Below are 8184 nucleotides of genomic sequence, written 5' to 3'. Positions count from 1 at the left end.
CTTGTATAATGGATTCCTCGCCGCCGGCCTCGCCTGGGGGCTGCTGCACGGCGCTCCGGCGTTTGCGTTCCAGCTCAAGGTGTTCTTTCTGCTCTGCGTGGTCGTCGCCGGCGTCTACGGCGCCGCCTCCGTCAGCCGCCGGATATTATACGTGCAGGCGGCGCCCGCCGCGATCGCGCTCGTCCTGCTCTGGCTGGCGTAAATTAGATCATCTTGACGGCCCGCATCGTATTGCCATGCCACAACCGTTCATTCAGTATCCTGGCAGCGCTGGCGTCCGCCACAACCGGACAAGACCATCGGCACAATAAACAGATGAGGAAAGCAGATACATGAGGAACGGCATTTTTCAGCTCGTCGCCGGGACGGCAGTAGCCATCGCGCTGTCGGCTTCGCCCGCTTCAGCGCAGAAGAAATATGACACCGGCGCGACCGACACCGAGATCAAGATCGGCCAGACCAATCCATTCAGCGGCCCGGCTTCCGCCTATGCCACCATCGGCAAGACCCAGGCCGCCTATATCAAGATGGTCAACGACCAGGGCGGCGTGAACGGCCGCAAGATCAACCTCATCCAGTATGACGACGCCTACTCGCCGCCCAAGGCGGTTGAACAGGTGCGCAAGCTGGTCGAGAGCGACGAGGTGCTGCTCACCTTCCAGGTCCTCGGCACGCCGTCGAACGCCGCGGTACAGAAGTATCTGAACGCGAAGAAGGTGCCGCAGCTGTTCGCCGCCACCGGCGCCTCGAAGTTCACCGACCCGAAGAATTTCCCGTGGACGATGGGTTTCAATCCCAACTATTTCGTCGAAGGCCGCATCTACGGCCAGTACATCATCAAGAACTATCCGAACGCCAAGGTCGGGGTTCTCTATCAGAACGACGACCTCGGCAAGGACTACCTGAACGGCATCAAGGCCGGCCTCGGCGACAAGGCGTCGAAGATGGTGGTCGCGGAAGCCTCCTATGAAGTCTCCGATCCGACCGTCGATTCGCAAATCCTCAAGATCAAGGATGCCGGCGCGGACCTGTTCTTCAGCGCCTCGACGCCGAAGCAGGCGGCGCAGACCATCAAGAAGCTCGCCGAACTGAACTGGAAGCCGGTACACATTCTCGACATCAACGCCACCTCGGTCGGCGCAGTGATGAAGCCGGCAGGGCTCGAGGCCTCCAAGGGCGTGATCAGCGTCAACTACGGCAAGGATCCGCTCGATCCGACCTGGAAGGATGACGCCGGCATGAAGAAGTATTTCGAGTTCATGGCGAAATACTATCCCGAAGGCGACAAGGATTCGAGCTTCAACTCCTATGGCTACTCGACCACGCAATTGCTGATCCATGTGCTCAAGCAGTGCGGCGATAACCTGACCCGCGAGAACGTCATGAAGCAGGCCACCAGCCTGAAGAACGTGCAGCTCGACCTTTCGCTGCCGGGCATCGTCGTCAACACCACACCGACCGATTACCGGGTCAACAAGCAGTTGCAGATGATGAAGTTCAACGGCGAGCGCTGGGAACTGTTCGGCCCGATCCTTGAGGACACCGGCCCCGCAGGCTAATTAGGTTTTCTCTCTACAGGAAAGCGATCGGCGGCCTCTCGCGAGGCCGCCGATCTGTTTTGCGGGGTGGGCACAAAGGCACCCTTCGCGCCGTGCCCACCCTGGGTCCCGCTATCGTGAGATGATGGGTGCGCCATCGGGCGCGCATTCGCGCACCCGTTATCTCTTGCCCACCCCAGAAATTCAGTGAGCTACTTCGGAATCTCGCCAAACGTCTTTCCGGCCGGCAACACCGCGTGCCGGATCAGACGCGAATCCTCGACCGCCGCCTGCCGGTGCTTCACCGCCTCGCGATAGGCCGGGTCACGGATCATCTCCGCGAACGCGGCAACGCCGGGATATTCGGCGATGAAGCAGTGATCCCAGCGCTCCTCCCCGGGTCCGATCAGCATCAGTTCAAATCGGCCCTGCCATACGATCCGGCCACCCAGCCGCTCGAACACCGGGCCGCTTTCCCGGCCATAGGCCGCATAGGCTTCCGCACCGGTGGCCTGGCGGCCATCGGGATAGGCGGCCTGCGCGCGCAACCTGACGAGATTCAGCATGTGAATCGGGCCGGGCCGGTCGTTGGCCCGGAATTGCGCAAATACTTCCTTGGTGGGATCGATATGGCCCATGCAATTCTCCTATGGCTTTGCCGAGCGATTGGCTCGGGTCTTGAGGGCGGCCTTAGCCAGCAGATGCGCACTGACCGGCGCTGTGATGAACAGGAACAGCGAGATGGCGAGTTCGCGCAGGCTGACCCCGCCCGTCGCCGCGCCGGAGTGGATCAGAGAGGCGATGACGACCGAGCCGACGCCAAGCGTCGTCGCCTTCGTGGGACCGTGCAGGCGCGTGAAGAAGTCGGGTAGCCGGGCGAGGCCGATGGAGCCGACCAGCGCAAAGGTAGCACCCACGAGGATCAGGAGTGAAATGACGATGTCGACGATCATTCTGAAGCCCTCACTCGATGATATCGCCGCCAAGCAGGAATTTGCACAGCGCAACTGTCCCGATGAACCCCATCATGGCGATAAGAAGAGCTGCCTCGAAGTAGGCCGCGCTCGAAGCGGTAATGCCGATCAACATGACGACCGCGATGGTGTTGATGGTGAGCGTGTCAAGCGCCAGGATGCGGTCCGGCGTGCTCGGCCCTTTGACCAGCCGCAGCAGATTCAGACCCATGGCGATGGCCAGCATGGCAAGTGCGACAGGAATGACAAAGTTCAGCATCCGAAAACCCTCTTGAGCGGCGCCTCGTATCGACGCTTGATCGCGGCGATCATTTCGGCCTCGTCGGCGACATTGAGCGCGTGAACGTTGAGGATGCCGGCGGCACGATCGATGTCGACCGATACGGTTCCAGGCGTCAGCGAAACGATGCTTGCCAGAAGCGTTGCAACGAAGGGATCGTCGATTTCGATGGGAACGTCGATGAATGCGGGTTTCAAGCGGTCGAGCGGGCCGACGACGAGGCGTGCGACCTCCCAACTGGCCACGATGATATCGCCGACTACCCGAACGAACAGCACGATGCCGGTCAGTGGCCGGGCCAGGTACGGACGATCGGGCCAGAAGCTCCGGGTGATCCATGGAATCGAAACGCCAAGAATCACGGCAAGGAGCAGGTTTCCGAGCGACGCGCTCGGGGCGAGAACCATCCAAAGACCCATGATACCCAGGGTAATGGTCGGTTGCGGCAGAACGCGCGGGAACAGTGTCATGGCCGGCGCTCCCTCCTGATTGCCGGGGAATCCCCCAGAATTGCCTCCACATAGCCCGCAGGCCTGGCAAGCTGGTCCGCCGTGGCACGCATATAGTCGGAGATCGGCGCTGCACCGAGCACGATGACGATGGCGCAGGCGATCATGCCGGAGAGCGCGGCATCGGTGCTTCCGGTATTCGATGAAATTTGCCGGACCGGCTCTGGTGTGGACGCTTCCTCGTCCGGCAGGCCCGGCTCCCAGAAGAACCTGCTGGCGGCGCGGGCCAGCACCAGTGCAACGACAAAGCCGGAGAGCAGCATCGCGGCCCAGGCCCCGACTGCAGTGCTGGTTTCCTGGAGCGACTGCATGACCATGATCTTGCCGAGAAAGCCCGACAATGGCGGCACGCCGCTGGCCGCCACAGCGAGGATCAGGTAAGCTCCGCCGGTCGCAAGAATGCCGGCCATCCGCGGCCCTTTCTCGAAGAAATCTGCAACGGCCCCGCGCTGCCGGGACACCCGATCGGCGAGCAGGAAAAGACCGGCGGTCACGACCGTCGTGTTGACGAGATAATACAGCATGGCGGCATAGGCATTCACTCCGCCAGCAGCGACGCCGAGCAGCAGCGTGCCGCTCGAGATCATGACGATGTTCGCGACGACGACGCTCAGGCGCGCCGCGGCAAGAGCGCCGATCGATCCGAGCGCAATGGTTCCGATTGCCAGCCAGGCGAGCCAAGGCTGCAGCAGATCTGCTGTGAAGGGCGCCGTGACGAAGCCGATCGTCGATACACGGAGCAGCGCGTAGATGCCGACCTTCGTCATGATGACGAACAACACTGCGACGGGAAGCGTGGCGGCCGTATAGACGTGCGGCAGCCAGAAGCCGAGCGGCAGCAAGGCGGCTTTCAGAACGAACACCGCGACAAGGAGCGCGAGCGTCGTGCGGACGAGGGCCTGGTCGCCGAAGGCAACCATCGGCAGGACGCGCGCAAGATCGGCCATGTTGAGCGTGCCGAGCGTGCCGTAAGTCAGCCCCAGCGCGATGAGAAAGAGCGCAGAGCCGGCAAGGTTCAAGACGACATAGGCAAGGCCCGCGCGGGTGCGCGTGACCCCCCCGCCGTGCGCCAGAAGCGCGTAGGAAGCGAGCAGCAGGATCTCGAAAAACACGAACAGATTGAACAGATCGCCGGTCAGGAAGGCGCCGTTCAGGCCCGCAATCTGCAGGTGAAAGAAGACGTGGAAGTGCCGGCCCTCGGTATCCGTGCCGGACAGTGCGGTGAGCAGCGCGGCGGCCGCGAGCATCGCCGTCAAGGTAACCATGATCGCAGCCAGCCGATCCGTAACGAGCACGATTCCGAACGGCGCCGGCCAGTCGCCGAGTCGATAAGCCCGGATGCTCCCATCGCCGGATTCGATCAAAAGCAGGAGGGAAACCACGACAAGTGCCACGACCGAGATCGAGGACACCGCGCGCTTGAATCCCGTTCCCATGCCGTGCGTGGCGAGAAGTAGCCCTGCCGTGAGGAAAGGAATCAGCACCGGGAGAATGGGAAGATGGCTCATCGCTCCTCCCCCGCATCGACATGGTCGTTGCCGCTCTCGCCCTTGGCCTTGAGCGCCAGCGCAACGAGGTAGGCCGTCATTCCGAAGCCGATGACGATCGCGGTCAGCACCAGAGCCTGCGGCAGTGGATCGGCATGACCATCGGTTCCGGGCAGGATGAGCGGCGGAGCCGAGGCGCCGAGCCGTCCTCCGAAGAAGATCAGGGCATTCACGGCGTAGGAGAGAAGGGTCAACCCCAGGACGACCGAGAACGTCGTTGGTCGCAGGATCAGATAGAGGCCGGAAGCGGTGAGGAGGCCGATGGCGGCCGAGACGAGGAATTCCATGGGATCAGGACTCCTCCCGGCTTGAGGACTTGGCAATCAACTCGCGCCGGCTCAGCGTCCCGAGTTCAGAAAGCGCCAGCAGGATGCTCGCGACGACGACGAGGAACACGCCGATATCGAACACCATGGCGGAGGCCAGTTCGAACTTCTCGATCATGGGGGGGTGGACGTAACCGAAGGTGCTGGTCATGAACGGTCGGTCGAACAGCCAACTCGCAAGCCCGGTGGCCGTGGCGATCAGGAGACCCGCCCCGAGGATACGCATGTAGTCGAACCGCATGCGCGCGGCGGCGAAGTCGATACCGCTCGCGAGGTATTGCAGCATGAAGGCAACGGCGGCGATGAGGCCGGCGATAAAGCCGCCGCCTGGAAGGTTGTGGCCGCGCAGCAGGATGTAGACGGAGACGGCGAGCGCCAGCGGCAGCAGCGGCCGCATCATCTCAGCCAGCATGACAGGGTGCCGATCCGCATCCCGCTTGGCGCTCTCGGCATACGGCTTCAGCCGCAAGCCGTCGACCAGTGCATGAAGCCCGAGCGCCGCCATGGCGAGCACCGCGATCTCTCCCAGAGTATCGAAGCCCCGGAAGTCGACCAGAATGACGTTGACGACGTTGGTCCCCCCACCGCCGGTGTAGGCGTTGGCGAGGTGGTAGCCCGATATCGTCTCGAAAGGCCGTGTCAGCATGGCGTAGGTCAGAGCCGCGACGCCAGCCCCGCCGACCAGAGCCAGCCCACCGTCTCGCAGCTTGCGCAAGGACGAACTCCGGGCCGTAACCTCGCCGGGCAGGAACCGCAGCGACAGAAGCAGCAGGACGATGGTGACCACCTCGACGGAGAGCTGAGTGAGGGCGAGGTCGGGGGCCTTGAAACGGATAAAGGCGAAGGAGACCACCAGGCCCACGACGCTCAGAAAAATAACGGCCACCAACCTCTGCCGGTGCCAAACGACCGTTCCAACCGCGCCGACGAGCAACCCGGCAAGAGCGGCTATGGCCGCACCGTCCACTGGCGTGGACGGCAGCGGACCGGTCAGCGGTCGGCCTGGCAGGCTCATCCAGGCCCACACACCGAGCAGGCAGACAAAGACGACGAGCGTTGCCAGATAGCGCTGCAGCGAGCGCGTATCGATGACACGCAGGAGCCACGATGCCAGCCGTCCGGCATCGCGATACACGCGCTCGAAGGCCACCGGGCTTGCGATCTTCGGGGCGTATTTCTCGTGTAGCCCGAAGAGATACTGACGGCGCCAATAGTACGTCAGCCCGAGCCCGAAGGCCGCCAGGCTCATGGCGAGCGGCAGGTTCCAGCCGTGCCAGACCGCCAGCTTGAATTCCGGGACGCCGGAAGGAAGCACCGCACCGGCCGCGGCCTGAAGGATCGAACCGACGGCAATCTGCGGCAGCAGGCCTACGATCAGGACCAGCCCGACCAGGATCTCGACGGGAAAGCGCATCCAGCGCGGCGGCTCATGCGGCGTCTTCGGCAGATCGACCGGCTCGCCATTGAAGAAGACGTCGTGGACGAAACGTGCCGAATAGGCGACCGAAAAAACCCCGGCGACGGTTGCGAATGCCGGCAGGAGCCATGTCGCATAGCCCTGGAACGCAAAATGTCCGACCGTCTCGGTGAAGAACATCTCCTTCGACAGGAATCCGTTGAGAAGCGGCACACCGGCCATGGAACCAGCAGCGAGGATACCGAGCGTCGCGGTCCATGGCATGTATTTGAACATGCCGTTGATGCGCCGCATGTCGCGCGTGCCGCACTCGTGATCGATGATGCCCGCCGCCATGAACAGCGAGGCCTTGAAGATGGCGTGGTTGATGATGTGGAACAGGGCGGCGACGGCGCTCATCGGGGTGTCAAGGCCGAACAGGAGCGTGATCAGTCCGAGGTGGCTGATGGTCGAATAGGCCAACAGGCCTTTGAAGTCGTGCTTCAGGATCGCGACATATGCACCATAGGCGAACGTCACCGCGCCGGTCGAGCCGACCAGAACGAGCCAGAGTTCGGTACCCGACAACACGGGATAGAGCCGCGCGAGCAGGAAGACGCCCGCCTTGACCATCGTCGCCGAGTGCAGATACGCCGACACGGGAGTCGGCGCCGCCATGGCGTTCGGCAGCCAGAAGTGAAACGGAAACTGTCCCGACTTCGTGAATGCACCGAGCAGCACCAGAACCAGCACGACCGGATAGTACGGATGCGCCCGAATCACGTCGCCTTTGGCGAGAATGACGGTCAGTTCGAAGCTGCCGGCGATGTTTCCGAGCAGCAGTAGTCCGGCGAGCAGAGCGAGGCCTCCGCCGCCGGTGACAGCGAGCGCCATGCGCGCGGCGATCCGGGCATCAAACGCCTCGTACTTGTATGCGATGAGCAGAAACGACGTGAGGCTGGTGATCTCCCAGAAGACCAGCATCAGGATCGTGTTCTCGGCGAGGACCACGCCGAGCATGCCGCCCGCGAAAGCGAGCAAAAGCGCATAGAAACGACCAAGCCGATCGTATGCCGGCATGTAGTAAGCGGCGTAGAGAATGATCAGCAGCCCGATACCGAGGATGAGAAGAGTGAACAGCAGCCCGAGGCCGTCGAGGCGCAGGGCGATATCGAGACCCCATTCGGGCAGCCAGGGAATTCGGGTTGTCAGGACGTCGCCGGACAAAGTCGCAGGCAACAGCGGCACCAGAGCGACGAGTCCGGACGCCATGACCGCAGCCGCAGTCCAGGCTGCCGCCGACCGTGAACGGCGCGCAGCAGCCAGGACAAGAAGCGCCCCGACGAACGGGATGGCCAGCATCAAATTGAGCAATAATGGTCCCATGTCCGAGAGATAGTCGATCCGCATGCCCGATCATACCGCCGAAATGCATCCGAATCAGCTTGAAGGGCGCGATTCCGCGGGTGAGTTCCACTGGAGAAGCTTCGCCGCGAGCCGACGCCTGACGTCTCGGCCGTACGCATGAAAGTGCTGTGCGGCCGCGATTCCGGCAGCCGATTGCAGCCATATCTCGGGCCGCCCCGTCGCCTCTGCACGGTGAGACCGCTCGGA

General features: G+C 62.9%; 9 protein-coding genes. 2 read left to right on the top strand and 7 right to left on the bottom strand.

Translation table 11 applies throughout. From position 1 onward, the window contains the following. Both Q8R73_RS21665 and Q8R73_RS21660 read left to right on the top strand, forming a co-directional pair. A partial coding sequence (locus Q8R73_RS21665) for a DUF1304 domain-containing protein (protein WP_305721591.1) occupies window positions 1-202 on the top strand: 202 nt, incomplete at its 5' end. 130 nt (window positions 203-332) lie between these two features. Further along, entirely contained in the window at window positions 333-1559 is a 1227-nt protein-coding gene (locus tag Q8R73_RS21660) for an ABC transporter substrate-binding protein (protein WP_305721590.1), read from the top strand. A gap of 191 nt (window positions 1560-1750) precedes the next feature. On the opposite strand, the gene Q8R73_RS21655 is transcribed toward Q8R73_RS21660, so the two are convergent. Genes Q8R73_RS21655 through Q8R73_RS21625 form a run of 7 tightly spaced genes read right to left on the bottom strand, consistent with a single transcriptional unit; the run spans window position 1751 to window position 7980 of the window. Further along, a complete protein-coding gene (locus Q8R73_RS21655; RefSeq protein WP_305721589.1) occupies window positions 1751-2176 on the bottom strand; it encodes a DUF1330 domain-containing protein in 426 nt (141 codons plus the stop codon). A 9-nt stretch (window positions 2177-2185) separates the two neighbouring features. Next, a complete protein-coding gene (locus Q8R73_RS21650; RefSeq protein ID WP_305721588.1) occupies window positions 2186-2491 on the bottom strand; it encodes a Na+/H+ antiporter subunit G in 306 nt (101 codons plus the stop codon). A 10-nt stretch (window positions 2492-2501) separates the two neighbouring features. After that, window positions 2502-2771 carry a K+/H+ antiporter subunit F gene (locus Q8R73_RS21645; RefSeq protein ID WP_305721587.1) on the bottom strand — a complete coding sequence of 90 codons (270 nt, stop codon included), beginning with the start codon at window positions 2769-2771 and terminating at the stop codon, window positions 2502-2504. Next, window positions 2765-3262, bottom strand: a complete 498-nt coding sequence (locus Q8R73_RS21640; protein ID WP_305721586.1) for a Na+/H+ antiporter subunit E — start codon at window positions 3260-3262, stop codon at window positions 2765-2767. Before Q8R73_RS21640 ends, Q8R73_RS21645 begins: the two co-directional genes overlap by 7 nt. Then, window positions 3259-4809 (bottom strand): monovalent cation/H+ antiporter subunit D, encoded by a 1551-nt coding sequence (locus tag Q8R73_RS21635; protein ID WP_305721585.1) that lies wholly within the window; start codon window positions 4807-4809, stop codon window positions 3259-3261. The genes Q8R73_RS21640 and Q8R73_RS21635 overlap by 4 nt, the downstream gene beginning before the upstream one ends. Further along, entirely contained in the window at window positions 4806-5135 is a 330-nt protein-coding gene (locus Q8R73_RS21630; RefSeq protein WP_305721584.1) for a Na+/H+ antiporter subunit C, read from the bottom strand. The genes Q8R73_RS21635 and Q8R73_RS21630 overlap by 4 nt, the downstream gene beginning before the upstream one ends. A gap of 4 nt (window positions 5136-5139) precedes the next feature. Further along, the gene (locus Q8R73_RS21625) at window positions 5140-7980 is read right to left on the bottom strand and encodes a monovalent cation/H+ antiporter subunit A (protein WP_305721583.1); all 2841 of its coding nucleotides are present in this window, start codon (window positions 7978-7980) and stop codon (window positions 5140-5142) included. Window positions 7981-8184: the final 204 nt, after the last annotated feature.

This window comes from Bradyrhizobium sp. (genome assembly GCF_030697065.1).
Classification (GTDB): Bacteria; Pseudomonadota; Alphaproteobacteria; order Rhizobiales; family Xanthobacteraceae; genus Bradyrhizobium.
The sequence above is the reverse complement of the archived record's forward strand: the minus strand, read 5'-3'. Positions and strand labels throughout refer to the sequence as shown.

What these genes read in the sequence shown, in the direction of transcription:
- Q8R73_RS21660 (WP_305721590.1), top strand. Translation starts at nt 333, where the DNA reads ATGAGGAACGGCATTTTTCAGCTCGTCGCCGGGACGGCAGTAGCCATC.
- Q8R73_RS21655 (WP_305721589.1), bottom strand. Translation starts at nt 2,176, where the DNA reads ATGGGCCATATCGATCCCACCAAGGAAGTATTTGCGCAATTCCGGGCC.
- Q8R73_RS21650 (WP_305721588.1), bottom strand. Translation starts at nt 2,491, where the DNA reads ATGATCGTCGACATCGTCATTTCACTCCTGATCCTCGTGGGTGCTACC.
- Q8R73_RS21645 (WP_305721587.1), bottom strand. Translation starts at nt 2,771, where the DNA reads ATGCTGAACTTTGTCATTCCTGTCGCACTTGCCATGCTGGCCATCGCC.
- Q8R73_RS21640 (WP_305721586.1), bottom strand. Translation starts at nt 3,262, where the DNA reads ATGACACTGTTCCCGCGCGTTCTGCCGCAACCGACCATTACCCTGGGT.
- Q8R73_RS21635 (WP_305721585.1), bottom strand. Translation starts at nt 4,809, where the DNA reads ATGAGCCATCTTCCCATTCTCCCGGTGCTGATTCCTTTCCTCACGGCA.
- Q8R73_RS21630 (WP_305721584.1), bottom strand. Translation starts at nt 5,135, where the DNA reads ATGGAATTCCTCGTCTCGGCCGCCATCGGCCTCCTCACCGCTTCCGGC.
- Q8R73_RS21625 (WP_305721583.1), bottom strand. Translation starts at nt 7,980, where the DNA reads ATGCGGATCGACTATCTCTCGGACATGGGACCATTATTGCTCAATTTG.